Annotated in this window: 12 protein-coding genes, 2 pseudogenes and 1 riboswitch; of the genes and pseudogenes, 8 read left to right on the top strand and 6 right to left on the bottom strand. The window is 50.6% G+C overall.

All coding sequences use genetic code 11. The features are described from left to right. The 4 genes from ABD035_RS06715 to ABD035_RS06700 all read left to right on the top strand — a co-directional run. A partial coding sequence (locus ABD035_RS06715) for a BapA/Bap/LapF family large adhesin (RefSeq protein ID WP_343868746.1) occupies positions 1–3,774 on the top strand: 3,774 nt, incomplete at its 5' end. A 120-nt stretch (positions 3,775–3,894) separates the two neighbouring features. Continuing rightward, the gene (locus ABD035_RS06710; RefSeq protein WP_343868744.1) at positions 3,895–5,331 is read left to right on the top strand and encodes a TolC family outer membrane protein; all 1,437 of its coding nucleotides are present in this window, start codon (positions 3,895–3,897) and stop codon (positions 5,329–5,331) included. Beyond that, positions 5,328–7,475, top strand: coding sequence for a type I secretion system permease/ATPase (locus tag ABD035_RS06705; RefSeq protein ID WP_343868741.1), 2,148 nt, complete (start codon positions 5,328–5,330; stop codon positions 7,473–7,475). Before ABD035_RS06710 ends, ABD035_RS06705 begins: the two co-directional genes overlap by 4 nt. After that, on the top strand, positions 7,462–8,682 hold the full coding sequence (locus tag ABD035_RS06700; protein ID WP_343868739.1) for an HlyD family type I secretion periplasmic adaptor subunit: 1,221 nt from the start codon (positions 7,462–7,464) through the stop codon (positions 8,680–8,682). Before ABD035_RS06705 ends, ABD035_RS06700 begins: the two co-directional genes overlap by 14 nt. A gap of 186 nt (positions 8,683–8,868) precedes the next feature. Here the strand turns inward: ABD035_RS06700 and ABD035_RS06695 are convergent, their stop codons facing one another. Together ABD035_RS06695 and ABD035_RS06690 are read right to left on the bottom strand one after the other, a co-directional pair. After that, the gene (locus tag ABD035_RS06695; protein WP_343868737.1) at positions 8,869–10,005 is read right to left on the bottom strand and encodes an alpha/beta hydrolase; all 1,137 of its coding nucleotides are present in this window, start codon (positions 10,003–10,005) and stop codon (positions 8,869–8,871) included. Beyond that, a complete protein-coding gene (locus ABD035_RS06690) occupies positions 9,998–10,237 on the bottom strand; it encodes a hypothetical protein (RefSeq protein WP_343868735.1) in 240 nt (79 codons plus the stop codon). Before ABD035_RS06690 ends, ABD035_RS06695 begins: the two co-directional genes overlap by 8 nt. A gap of 964 nt (positions 10,238–11,201) precedes the next feature. Between ABD035_RS06690 and ABD035_RS06685 the strand changes: the two genes are divergently transcribed. Further along, positions 11,202–12,419 carry a lactonase family protein gene (locus ABD035_RS06685; RefSeq protein ID WP_212715001.1) on the top strand — a complete coding sequence of 406 codons (1,218 nt, stop codon included), beginning with the start codon at positions 11,202–11,204 and terminating at the stop codon, positions 12,417–12,419. A gap of 166 nt (positions 12,420–12,585) precedes the next feature. Here the strand turns inward: ABD035_RS06685 and ABD035_RS06680 are convergent, their stop codons facing one another. From ABD035_RS06680 to ABD035_RS06670, 3 genes and pseudogenes are all read right to left on the bottom strand, one after another. Continuing rightward, positions 12,586–13,905: a gluconate:H+ symporter gene (locus ABD035_RS06680; protein ID WP_343868731.1), complete on the bottom strand. Its 1,320-nt coding sequence runs from the start codon at positions 13,903–13,905 to the stop codon at positions 12,586–12,588. A gap of 104 nt (positions 13,906–14,009) precedes the next feature. Then, positions 14,010–15,040: pseudogene (idnD, locus tag ABD035_RS06675) on the bottom strand (L-idonate 5-dehydrogenase). Positions 15,041–15,344: 304 nt separating this feature from the next. Further along, positions 15,345–15,893 (bottom strand): NlpC/P60 family protein, encoded by a 549-nt coding sequence (locus tag ABD035_RS06670; RefSeq protein WP_343868728.1) that lies wholly within the window; start codon positions 15,891–15,893, stop codon positions 15,345–15,347. Between the two features lie 566 nt (positions 15,894–16,459). Then, a riboswitch (TPP riboswitch) is annotated at positions 16,460–16,572 on the top strand. Positions 16,573–16,742: 170 nt separating this feature from the next. Between ABD035_RS06670 and thiD the strand changes: the two genes are divergently transcribed. After that, positions 16,743–17,543 (top strand): bifunctional hydroxymethylpyrimidine kinase/phosphomethylpyrimidine kinase, encoded by an 801-nt coding sequence (thiD, locus tag ABD035_RS06665; RefSeq protein ID WP_343868726.1) that lies wholly within the window; start codon positions 16,743–16,745, stop codon positions 17,541–17,543. A 169-nt stretch (positions 17,544–17,712) separates the two neighbouring features. Here thiD and ABD035_RS06660 read toward each other — a convergent pair whose 3' ends face one another. Further along, entirely contained in the window at positions 17,713–17,910 is a 198-nt protein-coding gene (locus ABD035_RS06660; RefSeq protein ID WP_343868722.1) for a hypothetical protein, read from the bottom strand. A gap of 518 nt (positions 17,911–18,428) precedes the next feature. On the opposite strand from ABD035_RS06660, the gene ABD035_RS17645 reads away from it, so the two are divergent. Further along, complete coding sequence (locus ABD035_RS17645; RefSeq protein ID WP_425579713.1) at positions 18,429–18,518, top strand: DUF3289 family protein; 90 nt, start codon at positions 18,429–18,431, stop codon at positions 18,516–18,518. Positions 18,519–18,534: 16 nt separating this feature from the next. Beyond that, positions 18,535–18,998: pseudogene (locus tag ABD035_RS17640) on the top strand (DUF943 family protein). Positions 18,999–19,192 lie beyond the last annotated feature (194 nt).

Raw genomic sequence — 19,192 nt, 5'->3', positions numbered from 1 at the left:
GGCAGTGACGGCAGCTGGAGCAGCACTCTGCCGGTACTGGCCGACGGCAGCCACAGCATCACCACCACCGTCACCGATGCGGCCGGCAATACCAGCCAGCCTTCGGCCGCGATCCCTGTCACGATCGAGACCACGGCGCCGGCAGCAGCCGGTGATGTCGAACTGACCGACGGTAGCGGTAATAACCTGTCCGGAGCGGAGACAAATGACACCACCCCGGTCCTGAAAGGGACTGCGGCAGCCGGCGACACCGTCACTATCCTCGACAACGGTAAAGCCATCGGTACCGCCACGGCAGGCAGCGACGGCAGCTGGAGCAGCACCCTGCCGGCCCTGGCCGACGGCAGCCACAGCATCACCACCACCGTCACCGATGCGGCCGGGAACACCAGCCAGCCTTCGACCGCCATTCCTGTCACGGTCGATACCACACCGCCGGCAGAAGCCAGTGATGTCGAACTGACTGACGGTAACGGTAAGAATCTGGCCGGAGCGGATACTAACGACAATACCCCTCAGCTCACTGGTAAAGCCACAGCAGGAAATACCATTACTGTTTACGATGGTACGAAAGCTATCGGCACGACAACAGTTAACAGCGATGGTAGCTGGAGTATTACGCTTTCCGCTCTTGCTGATGGTACCCATAGTCTGACGACAAAAGTAACTGACTCTGCGGGTAATAGTAGTGATGTCAGTAATGCTATCGCTGTCACAATCGATACCCAGGCACCAGCATCTGCTACCGGTATCACGTTGGTTGATGACAGTGGTAACAATATTGCTGATAGCTCCACGACAGATACCACTCCAATCCTGAAAGGAAACGCAGAAGCAGGAAGTACTGTAACCATTAGTGACGGCTCAGGTACTCTTGGGGAGGCAACTGCTGATTCAGAGGGTAAATGGACTTTCACAACGCCGGTACTGACGGATGGAGCCTATAGCTTTACGACGATTGTGAGTGATGCTGCCGGTAATACTAGTCATTCTTCTGCCGCAATTGACACCACAATCGAGAGTACTCAGCTACTTGCAGTGGATGATACAGCGAGCCTGGATTACACCACTTATGCTGAAGAAACCGATAAAGGTACAAGCTCTAAAACCGGATTCTCGTTATTAGATCTTTCGTTAGGAAATGTTCTCGATTTATCCCTGATAAATCCAGCCAGCCAGTTGCAAATTGATGTTGCAAAAGGAACTACCGAAAACTTCGTTGTCCAGGGCGATGTAGGCGGCTTGGTCGCATCTTCATTCGATTTGTATATCTATAAATACGATGCGAGCAGTGGTGAGTATCTGCAGTACGAGAAAGTGAGTAATTGGATCGTTGGCTTACTGGCCGGTGTCTCCAAGGATCTGTCACTTTCTCTGGGTGAAGGTACCTATCTGTTTTTGCTGAACTCCGGCGTGGGCCTCTCTGTTGCTACGGGTTATACCCTGCATATCAAATCCGATATTCTGGAAACGTCTATCTCAAATAGTGCAGAAACCAGCGGTAACCTGATATCGGGCAGTAGTGATGGCAGTGGTGCAGATACAGCACCGGCGGGTTCGGTGATCAGCAGTGTGAATGATACCAGTGTAGCGGCATCAGGTTACACCACGATCTCAGGGACCTACGGTACGCTCAGTATTGATGCTGCCGGTGACTATACCTATAAACTGAACTCAGGGACTGACGTTGCTGATATTGGTAATAGTGAAACCTTCAATTACACACTGACGGGGCCAAATGGCAACACCAGTAGTGCCACACTGACGATCTCTCTGACCGATGCCGATACTGATACTGGCACTGTTGCGCTTCCGGATGTGAGCGTAGATCTGGATTACGCTACCACATCAGAGGAAACAGATAAGGGGACCAGTTCCAAGACCAGCGCCGCCTTACTGAATCTTTCACTCGGCAGTGTGTTAAACACTTCTCTGCTGAATCTGAATAACCAGTTACACCTGAACGTAGCGGACAATACGGTCGAAAATATTACCATCAAGGCAACAATGGTGGGCGTGATCGCATCAACATATGATCTCTATGTCTATAAATATGATGATGAAACTGGCCAGTATGCACAGTATGAAAAGGTATCTGACTGGATAACCAGTGCTTTGCTTGCCGGCGCGTCATCTCCATTATCACTGGAGCTTGGTCAGGGATCCTATTTGTTTATGTTGAATGGGGGCGTCGGCTTATCTGTGGCGACGGTTTACACACTGAGCATTACGTCTGATGTTGTTAACAGCGTCACTTCAGTTGCCACCTCAACCACAGGGAATCTGCTCACTGAAACCAGCAGTAGTGAAGGAAGCGATACTGTACCGACAGGTACGCTGATCACCTCTGTAGGTACAACAGCTCTCAGCACAAGCGGGAATACAGAAATTACTGGTCAATACGGCATTCTGACTATCGATCAGCAAGGGGATTACACCTATACCCTGAATGCGGGCCAGACAACGGATACTCTCAGCTCCGCAGAGAAGTTTACTTATACCCTGACAGAACCTGACGGGACAATTACCACCAAGATATTGTCGATTAACCTCAACAATAATGCACTCAAAGCGGTAGATGATCAGGTAAGCCTCGATGTCTCTGCGACCGAAGTGGAATCCGCCTATTCAGAAGCGGTTGCCAGTGGGACATTGAGCACCGCAACCAGTAGTAGTCAAACCACAACCTTTGGTAATGAATTTAGTGTAGACAGCAATACGGTATTAACAGGTACCCATCTGATTATCACCGGTACTCAGTCATCGGTTAGTGCGACGGCCAGTTTAACCCTGTCTTACAACATTTATGAAGGAAGTGATGCAACAGGTACTCTGGTTGCCTCGGGTACGGTGACACCTACTACAACCTTATCCCTTACTCAAAAAGTCACGACGGCTGACATTGATTTAAGTGATAACGACCTATCGGCAGGGGATTACTACGTACAGGTCAGTGCTACCTCTTCAGCCACCGGCTTTCTGACTATCGCACCAACGGTCTCCTTTAGTTCCACAATATCGGGGACAGAAGTCTCAGTCAGCAATTTCCAGACATCTTCTGAGTCTTCAGATGTCACAGGAAACCTCTATGACGGCACAGATTCTGATGGTACCGCAGATGAACTACAAACGATTTATACCAAGCTGGCAGTAACCAACGAGTCTGGCAGTAGTGTTACGCTCAATCAGTACGACACTGCATCACAAACGCTCACCGGTTTGTATGGCACCCTGACGATTCATGGAGATGGCAGCTATAGCTATGCGTTGAACAGTAATATCAATGTGGCTGACATAACGCAGAAGGAGATATTCAGTTACACGCTGACTGCAGAGGATGGCAGTACGACCTCTAAAGCCAACCTGACGATTAACCTGCATCCGACAATCACCGGTACCAGTCAGGCCGATACTACGGGTGGTACAGCTTATGACGATACCTTCCACCTTGAAGGCGGTGCCGATACTGTCGTGTACAAAGTCTTAAGCAATGATAATACCGGAGGGAACGGCAGCGATACCTGGGACGACTTCTCGGTGAGTGAAGGGGATCATATCGACCTGGATGCTCTGCTGGTCGGCTGGGATGGGAAGGAAAGCAGCCTGGGTAATTACGTATCTGTTACCCATACCGATAGTGGCAATACCGTCGTCTCTATTGACCGTGATGGTAGCGGCAGTACATACCAGTCTACTACATTGGTCACACTGGAAAATGTGAACGCCACAATGGATGAAATTCTTCATCATTCGTCGACTGATAATCCATCATAACCCTGAAAAGGCGGGCAGCCATGCCCGCCTTTTTACCTGATTACACGCTAACACGGAGGTGAGTATTGCTTTGTAGCCCCTCATTTTTATCATCTTTGACTTCACAGGTATTCATGAGCAATGCTAATTCTTAATTCGCAGATTTTACTCCGCATTCTGCCATTCGCTATCCTGACGTCCGGCATATTGTTATCTGAGCCAGGGCTCGCAAACAGCATAACGAGCGCAGGTGATATCAGCACTCAGGAGCTGATTGATCAACAATCTCTTCCTGACCTGAGCAATACAGTCACTCAGCCGCTTACTCCTCCCCCTTCTGGCCTGACAGATATGGATTATGCCGTATTACAGGCAGAACAATGGCATCCGGCAATAGGTCAGGCGGTAGGGAAACTTTTTCAGCAAGCTGCGAAAGTTGATGTAGCAAAAGCTAAATATTATCCCCAGATCAGCGCCGGTATGAATAATGGCTACTCAAACAGCTATGTTGACGCCGGATATTCACCCTCATTAGTTCTCTCTGTATCTCAGATGTTGTACGACTTCGGTAAGGTCTCCAGCTCAGTTCGTGCAGCCAATGCCGGACTGGCTGAACAACAGGCAAATGTCATGGTAAGTATTGACCAGGTTGCCCACGATACAGCGTCTGCTTTGGTTCAGGTTCAGGGATACCAAAAGCTAGTCATTATTGCGCAGCAGCAGCTTGATGCACTGAATCATATTGGTTCTCTGATTCAGCAGCGTAATACTGCCGGAGCCAGTTCTCTTTCTGACGTGGTACAGACCAATACCCGTATAGAAGGTGCTAAGGCCACACTCATGCAATATCAGTCAGCTCTCCAACGCTGGAAAGCCACACTGGCGACAGATATGGGGACAGGCCCGATTGGACAAGTGGCAAATACTCTCCCGTCATCCCTGATGAATGCCTGCACGGTTCAGCAAATTAACTATCGCGTTATTCCCGCGGTACTGGCTGCCTATGCGCAGAAAAATCAGGCACAGGCTGAACTCGATAATGCCAATGCTCAGATGAGGCCCACACTCTCTCTTGAGCCCCAGGTGACTCATTACCTGAATAATAACTACTCAGATAGCAGTGAGCTGGATAAAACCCAATACTCCGCCTGGATTAAACTTGAAATGCCTCTTTACCAGGGGGGCGGATTAACGGCCAGCCGTGATGCAGCAGTACAAACTCTCGAATCAGCCCGTGCTGCTATCCGTCTTGCCGAGCTTGAGGCTCGCCAGAAGCTGACGGAATCACAGGAACAAGCACAGAATCTTTATCAGACATTAAATGTCCAGGCGAGACAACAACGTCTCGGTGAGAAAACCCGTGACTTATACGAAGCTCAATATTTGCAGCTGGGAACACGTCCATTACTCGATCTGTTGAATGTCGAACAGGAGATTTATCAAGCCAGATTTACTCAGGAGCAAACACAGGCACAGTTGCATTCACTCCAACTGGACTGCCTCTACAGTACCGGAAAAATGCGGAATACTTTTAAATTGAATAATAGAAAAATACAGGGAGTTGAGATAAGGCCATGAGTCATCACATATTGGTTGATAGTGAAAGTAAAGTGCTGGCCTGGGTGGATACACTGTCCCTGATTGCCAAACAATATCGCTTAAGTTTTTCTCACGGCGCGATGCAGTCTCAGGCTTCGTGGCTGGCCGGAAAATACCTTCCCGAAGTCCTGGGACATCTTGCCCGACAGGCAGGCTTACACTATCGGATCCTGTCTGAACATAATGTGGATCTTTCCTCTCGCCGACTTCCCCTGGTTGCTGTATTTAAAAATGGTGACATCGGTATTATCGAAAGTTTTGACGGCGAGAAAAATGTTGCTTTAAGACTGATTCAGGATCACGGACTAAGCACCTCTGTACCATTAGAGGGACTACTGGATGAAACTGAATGTCTGGTGGCTTTACGTCCGTCAGCACCTGCGCGCGATATACGTACCGAGAACTATCTGGCAGCGTTCCGCCCTGACTGGCTACGTAAGATTGCCCTGAAGGATCTGCGACCTTATGGCTACGTCATGCTGGCTTCCCTGGCTATCAACGTCCTGTCATTATCAGGTATTCTCTTTTCCATGCAGGTTTACGATCGGGTTATCCCGGCTCAGTCATACCCGACATTATATGTATTATTTGGTGGTGTACTGATTGCTTCGGTATTTGGTTTTTTACTAAAAGTTGTTCGCAGTCATGTGATGGACATCTTAGGTAAACGAGCCGACATGCGGGTCTCTGACCGGGTCTTTGGCCACGCATTACGTTTACGCTATTCGGCCATACCTCGTTCTACAGGAAGTTTTATTGCTCAGGTACGTGAGCTTGAGCAGCTAAGAGAAATGGTGACCTCAACGACGGTTTCTGCAATCGTCGACCTGCCTTTCTTTATTTTGTTTTTTTTAGTCCTCACGGTTGTTTCGCCATACCTGTGCTGGATAGCTCCGGTTGCCGCGATATTGATGATTATTCCTGGTCTGCTAATGCAAAAAAAACTGGCCCGGCAGGCACGAAAAAATGTTCATGAAGCGACACTGCGTAATGCCATACTGGTCGAAAGTCTGCAGGGGATACAGGATATTAAACTGATGCAGGCTGAAAGTCATTTCCAGCAACAGTGGAATAGTTATATACAAGTCACAGCGGAGTCCGGTGCACAAACCCGTAAAATCACTCATGGCCTGCTGAGTTGGGGAACGACTCTACAGAACCTGGTTTATGCATTAGTGGTGGTGATTGGTGCACCATTAGTCATCAGTGGTGATATTACGACAGGTGCTATGGTCGCTGCATCCCTGCTCTCTTCCAGAATGATTGCCCCAATGACGGCGTTGTGCGGTGTTCTTGCTCGCTGGCAGCAGGTTAAAGCAGCCAAAGCCGGACTGGACAATCTCATGCAACTACCGGTTGAAAACAATCGGGAGGAAGTCAAAGTTCATACACCAGTGTTACACGGTGAATATACCTTCGCTCAGGCTTCTTTCAGGTATGCAGACCAGCAAGGACCTGCCCCTCTCACTGTCCATAACCTCCATATTAAGGCCGGAGAAAAGATTGCTTTGCTGGGTCGTAATGGTGCCGGGAAATCTACTTTCCTGCAAGCGCTAGTCGGCAATGTTGATTTGGTTTCCGGGGAGTTACGTGCTGACAGTCTTAGTTTACCGCATATCGATATTGCTGATATTCGCCGGAATACTGGTTTGCTGACTCAGGATGCCCGACTGTTCCATGGAACCCTTAGGGAAAACCTGGTGCTCGGCCGCTCTCAGGCTACCGACAGTGATATTTTTGAAATACTTGAAGTCTGTGCAGCCGCAGACTTTATCAAAAAACTGCCTCTCGGACTTGAACATCCGATTATGGAAGGTGGTAGCGGACTTTCTGGTGGCCAGCGTCAGGCAATACTACTGGCCAGAACATTGCTTAGGGATCCAAATATTGTCCTGCTGGATGAACCGACAGCATCGTTGGATGAACATACAGAAAAAGAATTTATTGAGCGCTTCACCCGCTGGATTGGCGGACGAACATTAATTATTGCCACTCACAGGGCTGCTGTTCTGTCTCTGGTGGACAGAGTATTGGTGCTTAAAGACGGGCAACTCACACTGGATACGCCAAAAGCTAAACTTCTGAATAAAGATGCCAGGGAAAAGCAGAATGATATTCAATAAGCAAAAAACATTTAACGAAAAAGAGTCTTTTGATCCGGCAAACCTGCTTGATGATTCAGGCGTAGACAGCAGGTCGCTCAACGGCTCAATCCTTATCATTACAGTACTTTTTGGACTCCTTGCGATATTCACCCTATGGGCCTGGTTTGCCAAGCTTGATGAAGTATCAACTGGCACAGGAAAAGTTATTCCCAGCCTTCATGAGCAAGTACTTCAATCACTGGATGGCGGTATTCTGGCTGAGCTGTACGTGCGTGAAGGAATGCAGGTAAAAGCTAATCAGGTAGTGGCCAGGCTTGATCCGACGATAAGTGAATCAAATGTCGGCGAAAGCTCGGCCAAATATCGGGCGGCTCTGGCAGAGAGTGTGCGTTTACATGCAGAAGTAAACAATACTCCTCTGGTATTTCCGCAGTCATTAAAATTATGGCCCGACCTGATTAATTCTGAAACATCGCTTTACCACAGCCGAAGAGACCAGTTAACAGAGTCAGAAAAAGAGATGAATCAATCCATCGGTTTAGTACGGCGCGAGCTTGGCATTACCGAAGGCCTGGTTAAAAGCGGGGCGGCCAGTATTGTCGATGTTCTGCGTTTACAGCGTCAGTTAGCGGACCTTAATTTGAAACTCACTGATTTACAAACTCAGTACTATGTAGATGCTCGCCAGCAAATGGCTAAGGCCGATGCTGATGTGCAGTCTCTGGCTGAGGTGATCAAAGGTCGCGCAGATACACTCGATCGTCTGACCATCAAATCTCCGGTACGGGGCGTGGTAAAAAGTATCAAAGTCACTACGATCGGTGGTGTCATCCCACCTAATGGTGAGCTCATGCAAATCGTCCCTATGGATGACCGTTTATTGATTGAAGCCAGACTATCCCCCAGAGATATTGCATTTATCCATCCCGGACAACCGGCGATGGTAAAAATAACAGCCTATGACTATTCCATTTATGGTGGTCTGCATGGGAAGGTTGAAAGCATCTCTCCGGATACCATCCAGGATGAAGCCAAACCTGAGGTTTATTATTACCGGGTCTACATCCGTACTGAGCATGATTTCCTTACTAATATGTTAGGAAAGCATTTCTCTATCGTACCAGGAATGATTGCAACTGTTGATATCAGAACCGGTCAAAAAACTGTGATGCAATACTTGATCAAACCGTTCAATAAAATGAAAGAAGCTCTGAGAGAGCGCTAAAATAACGAGCAGGCCATGATTAACTATTGGTGGCCTGCTCATTACTCTCTGGTACATAAAAATAATAAACGACTACCTTTGTTTAATTATCAGGCAGCCAACAACCCTGTCACTTCTGCCCTCTGTCTATAAATTAAAAATCACACCACCAATAATACTCAGTTATAAAATGTCAGATAGCTCACCTTAGTCCGCAGATGCCATCAGTTTGATGACAAAGGGCACAGAATCCCTCAGTGAAACATTCACCGTGTCACCATGGTTCATGCCCGCATACTCTTTTATTTCTACCGGCGTACCCGCGGCTTTAACATCCCGGGCAAACTGCTGTTGCATGGCCGTCGGCACATTGATGTCTTTCAGACCGATACCGATAAACACCGGATGGTTAATTTTCAGGGTGTTATAGCGCAGAGAGGGTAACTGCGTGTCCAGCAGTTTCTGGAATCCCGGCAGGAAACTGTTGCTTCCGTTCAGCCCTTTCTCCATCACATGCTGGGTTAACGGGGTAATGCAAAGGCGGCTTGCCAGCCTGACATCCGCAATCGCCTCCTGACGGAAATAGTCTTCAGCCTTCAGCGACTTATTTTCATCGGCTGCCGACAGGAAAATATAATAGGCATAGGGCATTTTCGGGTCGCCGCCGGTGATCCCCTGGTCCGGTTTGAAGATAGCATTCACAGAGGTCGAGGCGTTGATATAAGGGGTCCCGGTCAGCACGGTGCCCAGTACATGCAGTGACGGCGCATACGCTGGCTGATAACCGGACGCCGCAAATGCCGCATGTGCCCCCTGTGACTGGCCGACAATAATAATTTTATTACTTAGCGGGAAGCTTTTCAGTGCGGCCGTAATGCTGTCCAGCACACTCCAGGCCTCTGCACGTGCGTTCAGATAATGATGCAGTCCGCGGGATCCCAGCCCTGCATAGTCCGGGGCAACCACCGCAAACCCCAGCGATAGCCAGGTATTCAGGTACTGCTGGTCACGTGAGGAACGGGGGTTCAGTGACGGGGCGCATTGGGTAGCCACTCCGACGGTTCCGTGGGCCCAGACCACCACCGGCCAGCCCCCGCGAGGGGCCGGGCCTTTCGGTAAAAATACCGCCCCGGTATCTTCACGCCGGGTTTTTCCGTCGACCCCGCTGACCGACGTGTAATGGATCAGATACTGTTCAGAAGCTTCCTGCAAGCCATGATCGGCAGGCAGAGGACTTTTTTCCAGTAACACGCCATTCGGTGATAAGGATGCCGCCCCGGCATGCTGTGTTATCGCAATCAGGCTCATTGACGATATCAGTAGTGCGCCTGCGAATTTATTCATTTGTCACTCCTGCCCTGGCTGAATAATGACGGAACGTCAGGATACTCACCCGGACGGTAACCGCCGCTGAGTGAGGTGTATTGATTTGCCACAGAAACGGCTGCCCCCCGGCGGCGCCGGGCTTCATATCAGGCTGGTAGCGCCCTCCCTCTGCCGGAACCGTAACGCTGAGAAAGGGCATGAAGGTATCATCGTACTCTGCCGCCTGTGACAACGGATAAAGCAGGCGCATGTACCGCCCGGAGGGGCTATCCCTCGTCTGACGATGATGAAGCACTGCGCGATATGGTCCCGGGCGATACCGGTGACACCCTGCCGCGCCTGACGACGATAGATAAATACCTTTTCAGCATATTCTCCGCCTCCGCCGCTGTAAATCTGCATCCGCAGATCAGCAGATACAAAGTCGGGCCCACGACGTAACAGGGTCAGGCCTGCGAAATAATATTAGCAGTGTTAATGAATTACCTCGCCGTGCCCGTAAAAGATTGTTCAGCCCGCCTTAATTCTTCACGCAAATACCTCCCGGCCATCTGTCCCGGGCAAAGCGCTGACGGCGGCAGACTGCCTTAATTTTTCTGTGAGCTCCCTGTGTTCCGGCGCTGGCTCCCCTGTGGCATACCCGCTAAGCAACGATCAGGCCGCCCTGCAGAGTGCGAGCCGCCCGTAATGCTGTCAGTCAGACATTGCGGGTTGTCTGAAAACCCACCGGCAGAATACGAGGAACGTCAGCCTGCCCCTGACATCTTCCGGGGAAGATACGCCACAAAATACCGTGCTCCTGTCAGGCCGCCAGCCATAAAGAATAAAACACATTAAAAAAACCTTACGCTGCCAAAGGTGTCATATGTGCAGCCATCATCCCCGATAATCGGTGAAAACAGCCTGTTACCCATGAGTTACTGAACCGATCCTGCCCCGGGTTTCGGGAGCCTGACGCCGGGTTGGCAGGGGTTGTGCAACACGCAGATCCCCTGCCGAATATTCCACCGCTCACCACGGCAGCAGAATACCCACACTAAAATTAACATTTATTTTCATTTTGAAATATTTTATAAGAGATCTTCTGCAACCGGCGAACATCGGGGTCATCCCCTATGACGGGCACAGACCCCGGCCCTGCCGGCCATTGCAGATACTCTGCCCTCCCTGTTCGGGATATCTGATTTCATTGGTGATTTAAGAGGTTGTTATTAATGAGAAATGCGGTAAAAAATGTTGTTTCCAAAGCGTTCAGGATGTCGTCGGTCGCCCTGTTTTTAGCAACGAATATCGCTTATGCTCAGGAGAGTCATCCTTTACTTCCGGAGCATAATCGCGTGCAACCACAAACCGTATTGATTGGCAGCTGGACCGGTCAGACCACCAACCCCCTCGCACAGAAAGCCGTGTATCCCAGTGAAGGGATCTACCGTTTACATCTGAACCCCGACGGAACACTGTTACCGCTGGATGTGATTGAACTGGCGAACCCGTCATGGATTGTGTTCAGCCGTGACCACAAGTACGCCTACACCACCAACGAAAGTGAGAATGGCGAAGTGACTGCGCTTAAAGTGACGACTGAAGGGAAGCTGAAAGTCATTAATGCGGTCAGCAGTCAGGGTGAACATCCGACGCATGCGACGCTGACGCCGGACGGCAAATATCTGCTGGCGGCTAACTATTCAGCTACGAAGAAAAATGCCGGATTTATTCTGTTCCCGATAGAAGCACAGGGGAAACTGGGCGAGGCTGTCCAGCATGTTCCGTTTGAAAAAGGCTCAGGAGTGGTTACCGGACGCCAGGACAGCGGCCATGCGCACTCGGTCAATATCACCCCGGACGGTAAACGGTTATTTGTCGCCGACCTCGGTGCCGATACTGTACATGCTTACCGTTATCAGCCTGACAGCAAGACACCGTTTGTGGCGGATACGGCTGCCGATGTCCATTTCCCGGCCGGAGCCGGTCCCCGTCATATGACATTTTCCCCTGACGGAAAATTCGCTTATATCGTGACCGAGATGGGTGCACAGATCCACGTTTACCGGATAGGTGAACAGGGCCTTACCGAAGTCCAGACCGCGAACCTGACCGGCAGCCAGTCAGAAGAAGATAAGAGCGGAGCAGGTATTCTGTTCAGCCCGGACGGCAAGTTCCTGTATGCCGGTAACCGCCGGAACCGTAATGAGATAGTGGCCTTCCCGGTCGATAAAAAGACAGGGAAGCTGGGGGAAGGCAAAGCCTACCTTGCCGGGGGCATTGAACCCCGTGCTTTTGCCTTTGATAAGAGCGGGCAATATATGCTGGTCGCCAATGTCTATTCCAACAATGTGGTGGAACTCTATCGTGATGCGAAGGACGGCTCACTGAAATATACCGGGATCAGCGTACAGATCGGCAGCCCGACAGACGTTAAATTCTTACCCTGAGGATCTCACGTCTCAGAAAATCATCCTGAGGTCCGGATAGCCCGCTATCCCGGGCCTGGATGAACCGCTGACAAACCGGCGGGAGCACGTCCTGTAATGTGCCCCCGCCTTTTTTTGACCCAACCCGCAGTCCTTTCCGGCAGCAGAGCCGCCGGTTTCACACCGGTCAGTAGATAATCGTATCCAGGATCAGCACACCGGCCAGCCCCAGCACAGAGATCAGCGTTTCCATCACCGTCCAGGTTCTCAGCGTTTCGGTCACACTCAGATTAAAATACCCTTTGAATAACCAGAACCCGGGATCATTCACATGAGAGGCAATGACACTGCCTGACCCGACCGCCAGCACCATCAGCGCCGGATCCGCATGTGTTACTGCGATAATCGGCGTGACAATCCCTGCGGTGGTGATCGCCGCCACGGTCGCGGAACCCAGCGCGACACGCAGCATGGCAGCCACCGTCCAGCACATCAGCAGAGGAGACAGGGAGGAGCCTTTCATCATACCGGCAATGTATTCCCCGACACCGCTGTCGACCAGCACCTGCTTAAATGCCCCGCCGCCGGCGATAATAAAAACAATCATGGCGATGGAGGCAATCGACGAACTGCACATCTCCATCACATCTTCCGCTTTACGCCCGTTGCGCAGCCCCAGGGTAAAGACGGCGATCACTACCGAGATAAACAGAGCCACGGCAGGGTTACCGATAAATTCAAAAAACTGCCGTACTGTATTCTCTTTCGGCAGGGTCAGTTCGAACACCGCCGCCACTGCCATCAGGATCACCGGAATAATGGCCGCAAAAATACTGATCCCGAAGCCCGGCATTTCATGCTCAGCGAAGATTTTCGGGTTATATAGCCCTTCCGGCGGTTCTTTTTCGAAGTTTTTCAGGAACCGGGAGAACAACGGCCCGGCGATGATCACTGTCGGAATAGTGATCACTATTCCGTATAGCAGTGTCGTCCCGAGGTTAGCCCCGAAAATAGTGGCGATAGCCGTCGGCCCCGGATGCGGCGGCAGAAAGCAGTGCGTCACAGAAAGCGCGGCTACCATAGGCACACCGACATATAACAGTGGCATTCCGGCCGCTGCTACCACCGTAAAGACCAGCGGTAACAGCAGAACAAAGCCGATTTCATAGAACATGGCCAGGCCGACGATCAGGCCGGTCACCATCAGCGCCCATTGCACCCGCTGTTTACCAAAGGCATTGATCAGCGTGGTTGCCACCCGCTGGGCGGCCCCGGTATCTGACACCAGTTTGCCCAGCATGGCACCGAAGCCCAGTATCATCGCCAGACTGCCCAGCGTACCGCCGATCCCCTTCTGTATGGATGCGATAACCGCCAGCGGCGTCATACCTTCCGCAATCCCCACCACGGCAGAGACGAAAACTAATGCGATAAAGCCATTGGCTTTAAAGACAATCATCAGTACCAGCAGGAGTACGACTCCCAGCGCTATTATAGTAATCGGCATAATGCAGCCCTCTGAAAACACGGTGTAAACCACCCGGTAATATCGCCATCCCGTTGCCTGAGGCGGGGTTTTTGCAGATAAGCCCCGAGCCTCAGATGACGGACTTAGAACGTCAACTGCACTTTTGCTGCCTTTTGCTTATCGCCCGCGAAATTCAGCGCAGCGTCGATCTCATGATAGTCATATTCCCCGCTGAACAGAGGCAGCGGATCGATCACCCCCTTGCCCAGCCATTCCACTGCGGTCGCGAATTCGGTGGTAAAACGGAAAGAACCGGTTAAGACGATCTCTTTGGAAATCAGCTGCATGATCGGAAATTCCGGGATATTGCCGCCCATCCCTACCTGCACAAGAGTTCCTTTCGCCCGGGTCACCTCCAGACAACGGTTCAGGGAGGAAGGATGACCGGAGGCTTCGAAGGAGACATCGAAATACCCTTTCTCCGCCAGATAAGGGGAAAAATCCCCCCTGGCCGCCTCTATCGTCGTGGTTGCCCCCATCGCTTCCGCCATTGCCAGTGATCGTTCACTGACATCCGTACAGACCACCTCTGCGGCCCCTCTGGCCCTGACCGCGGCGGCAATCAGGCAACCTATCGGCCCGACACCGGAAATAAACACTTTTTGCCCTGCAACTCGCCGGCCTGATGGGTGGCATGAATACATACTGCCAGCGGTTCGGCAAACACCATCACCTTCTCGTCGGCCCCGGCCTCAAAGGGGACACACTGACGGGTTTCCACCACTTTATACTGGCTGAAGCCGCCATCCACATGCGGGTAATACATGGCACTGCCAAAAAAGCGCATGCCGGTACACTGGTTATCTTCGCCGGAACGGCAATATTTACACTCCCCGCAGGAGGCCGCCGGATTAATCGCGACTTTCTGCCCTGCCTGTAAGGACGGGTCATCGCTTTTCACCACATAGCCCACCACTTCATGACCGAGCACCATCGGCATTCTGACCTCGAAATTACCGACTTTACCGTGCTGGTAATAGTGCAGATCCGAACCACAGATCCCGCCACGGGTAATGCGTACCAGGGTACCCTGTCCCTGATAGCTGACGTCTTTGCTCACGACCTCAACCTGATGTTTGCCATTGATCATGCAAGAGTCTGTAAGGGTACTCATAATCGTCCTCTTAAAACGCACAGATGCAGGCGCTTATCAGAACGGCATTTGGATGTTAAATCTGTGATGTATATCGATTAAGAGAATGTTTCAGAGGACATTGTTACCCGTAACGTGAGCCGCGTAACACTTTGCGGGCAGGGGCGGGAGACAGGGAATGCAGTGCGCTGCGGATTACCGCAACAGAGTGAAATCCGTGCAGAAAAGATAATGTATGGATAAACGCAATGCCGGGGGCGAATAGTGTCGTCATGCAGAGCCTTTCCGGCGGGGCCTCTTACAACGCACCGCGCTAAGCGAGGGCTCAGCCAACCCCTTTCGAAGTATTAAAGGTAATCTGTGCGTTATATTCACGCGGTAAACGTCTGGCTTCCAGGTAGACCGATTTCCAGTAAGGATTATTCAGCGATGACCGCATAACACCGCGGCTGACGGAGGCATGCAGGAACTGACGATTAGTATCGTAAAAGCCGACATGCAGTTCATTTCTGATGCGGAAGAAGACTAAATCGCCCGGCAGTAAATGGGCCTGATCCACCGGTTCCCCCATATGGATCAATTGTTTGGTGGTGACCCGGTCCATCGGGATGTTGAAACGGTCTTTTAAGGTTCGCCAGACAAAGCCCGAACAATCGACGCCGGTGAGCTGAGTGCCGCCCCACTGATATTTCGTCCCTTCCCAGGAATGCATCTGGTCGTGCAGCGCAGCGAGAACGTTAATCAGATCCGATTGCTGATTTTCCTGAGCGAGAGTTTCCCCCTTGTCTTCGGTATTACGGGAATGGGAAGAACACCCCGCAAGGGTCATCAGTAACAGGCAGGTCAGAATTTTACGGGTGGCAGGGGGAGTCATCGTGTAATTTTCTCAATTCAGCCGAGGGTCTGAAATATATACCTCAAAAAATTGCAGGATATAAACAGATCCCCCCCGAAAAGACGGCTTCTTCGGGATATTTACACAGCTTTACATTAGTTAATCCTGAAATGCAGAGATTTGGGTAAAAATTACCATCCCGTAACACAGTAGTTTCTCTGCACCCCCAGTCACTGACAGATTCAGCATTGAACCGTCTGGCGGGCGGCTGCACGCTTTTCCGCTGCCCGCAGTCGTGGAATGGATGAGCACATATGGCTGACCACACGATCACTGCCACGAAATTACACCATGACTGAACCGTGCCCCATCGCGTGCGTGCAATAACAGACCGCCGGTATTGTGGTAGGTCCGGGTCCGGGTCCGGGTTTGGGTTTGGGTGTGGGTGTGGGTGTGGCGGGTGATAAATTCAGCCTGTACACACAATCTCAGGAACAGACGCCGTTAACGTCACAGGATCCCTCCTCTTCATCACCGTTGCTCCAGCGCTGTTCAACCCGGACCTGCGTAATATTGACATTCACCGCCCTCTCCCCCTTTAATAACGGATATGTCGGGGGAGTCTCGCCAGAGAGACTGAGAGGCTATCAGCAAGGTATAGCGACCCTTAGAACCTGATCCGGTTGATACTGGCGTAGGAAGACGAACGAATGACCTGTCCGCAAAGGTTGCGGTAATGCCTTCTTTTCTCTGTCTTTCCTGCCGGCCGCGGACGTACATGCCCGTGCTATCCCTGTCAGGCTCCCCTCTTAACTACCGATGTCTGCCCTTTCGGGTGCAGCATTTTACTCTGTGTGCAGATAAGACCACAGGACTCAGGGAGGCAGCATGACACATCCACAGGCATTAACCATCGCAGGCTCTGACAGTGGCGGGGGTGCAGGCATTCAGGCAGATATTAAGACAATGCAGGAATTCGGGGTATTCGGTACCACGGCGATTACGGCTGTCACAGCACAGAATACGCTGGGCGTCCGGGCGGTTCAGGTCATGCCGCTGTCTCTGATTGCCGCTCAGATCGATGCCGTCGCTATGGATTTTACCCTGTCAGCGGTGAAAACAGGCATGCTGGCGGACAGCGATATTATTGCTTGTGTCGCAGAAAAGATTAAACAACACCGGCTGCCCGGATTAATCATTGATCCGGTGATGGTGGCGAAAGGCGGAACGCCGCTGTTGCAGGAAAGCGCCCTCGACAGTCTGCGCCGTTTATTGCTGCCACAGGCCTGTGTGATCACGCCGAATATTCCGGAAGCCGAAGCACTGGTGGGTTACCCACTGCAAAGCCGTGAACGGAGGGTGAAGGCTGCACGCGAGCTATGCAGGATGGGTGCCTTCAGTGTCGTGCTGAAAGGAGGGCACAGTGAGGAAGACGATGCCGCAGACTTTTTCTGCAGTCCGCAGGATGAGGGCTGGCTCACCTCCCCCCGAATTCAGACCCCGCATACGCACGGAACCGGCTGCAGTTTCTCTGCCGCCCTGTGTGCATTGCTCGCCAGGGGCCTGCCGCTTCCGGAGTGCGTTGCGCGGGCAAAATATTTTGTTCATCAGGCTATCCTGACCGCGCCGCAACACGGACAGGGTCATGGCCCGATAAACCATTTTATTGGCCGTGATATCGCGGTGTGAATGCGCCACGATCGGAACTCACCCCAAAGCGGTTATCTTCAGTAAAGGGCTTAGCGGTAAAGCCATGCCCGGCTTTCGCCGAATCAGTCAACAGGCTTAAAGTTAATGGTGTTTTGTCCGCGGGACTTTTATAAAAAAACTTCAGGTTTCCGGGGGAAATAATGACCTCTCAGGAAAGTTTCAAATTTAGCCCCGACTGAGCTGACATAGCTGACAGGGCGCCGATTAAGTCAGCGATATCTTCCCATTCAATGGTGTCCTGCAGCACCTCTTCATCTGAGTAATCCACAGTCATCCCTGATGTAGTGACCGCGGGCAGATTATTCACAATCAACGCCCTGTATTCATCAGTCTTTTCGCGATTCACCAGAGATTATCCTCCGGACGTGCAATAGTATTGATTCTGTTCACGATAAAACGCTGAACAGCAGGAACACTCAGGGCAAGACAGCATCAGATATTACCCTAATTTTATAATGCCCCCTCACCTGAATGAGGATCCCCGTGATAAATAAAAATATATTTTATCGTCAGAGACAGGTTTAATACCCGGACAGGAATAGAAACAGCCAATCGTCTTTTTATGGGCATAAGAATATTTCAATCACTTCAATATAAAAGGTCGCACCTCTTATTAAAAACGCCTGGTGAATCATGAAATAATTTTCATATAACACCGGTGTTTTTTATAAATAATGTAAAAAACATCAGCACTGAAAAATGCTGAAAATCCTAAGAATAAAATCCGGATATCTACGCGATGCATTATCCATCTGATTAAAAAATCATTAACACACTTTATTAACTATGAAAACCCTCCGGTTAAAACACCCCGGGTAAGTCTCCTGACCTTCTGGTATGATTTTACTTTGAACACACAGCCAGCTGCTGCTTTTTCAGGTTGGTTTTGTCCTCCAGCGGTATAAAGCGTTCGGTTTTAAACCCTTTATCACACAGATGAATTCTGTTATATAAATTTCCGGGTCCCGTGATGACATTTAAAAATAAGATAATATTACTGGTTCTTACTTTCGTCGTTTTCCTGTTACTGGCCTGCACGCTCCGGGTCGTATTACGTCCGGCAGAGATCGTCGCCATCCATCACAGAAGCAGCGGCTTCAGTGATATCCTGGTCAAAAAATTTCCGTATACCGATCAGGGGAAAATAACCTGGTGGCTGGAAAATAAAAACGACATCGAAAAAAATATCACCTTCCCCACCCGGATAAAGACGGTTCTTTCTATCTGACATTCTGGTTGTTTGGCGACGGTTATAAACAGGAAGGGAAATATGACAGACTGTGCTTTAAAGATAAGGTTCCGCCTGAAAACTGTATAGATAAAAACAGAGTCTTCTCCGTACAAACAGGCCGCAACGGAAATATAATATTTATCGCCCGTGGGAGTGTCTATCATATGACTGAAAACGGAGAAATCACAAAAGAGAAAACCTGAGCTATCCAGCCCCCCGGAAAGAAGACAACATCCTGTGCCTTAAGCAATCTGAGTCCGGCAGGAAAGCACCGGTCATGCCCGCCGGGGATAAGCCATTTTTCATTATCGTCAGTCCGGTCAGCAACGGACCGCGCCTGAATGCTTTCGACTGACCCTGCGGTAATTACTGGCGATGGCATACAATGGCCGTGCAC

This window comes from Tatumella terrea, from assembly GCF_039523755.1.
In the GTDB taxonomy this organism is placed as follows: domain Bacteria; phylum Pseudomonadota; class Gammaproteobacteria; order Enterobacterales; family Enterobacteriaceae; genus Tatumella; species Tatumella terrea.
This window is presented reverse-complemented; position numbering and strand designations above follow the sequence as displayed.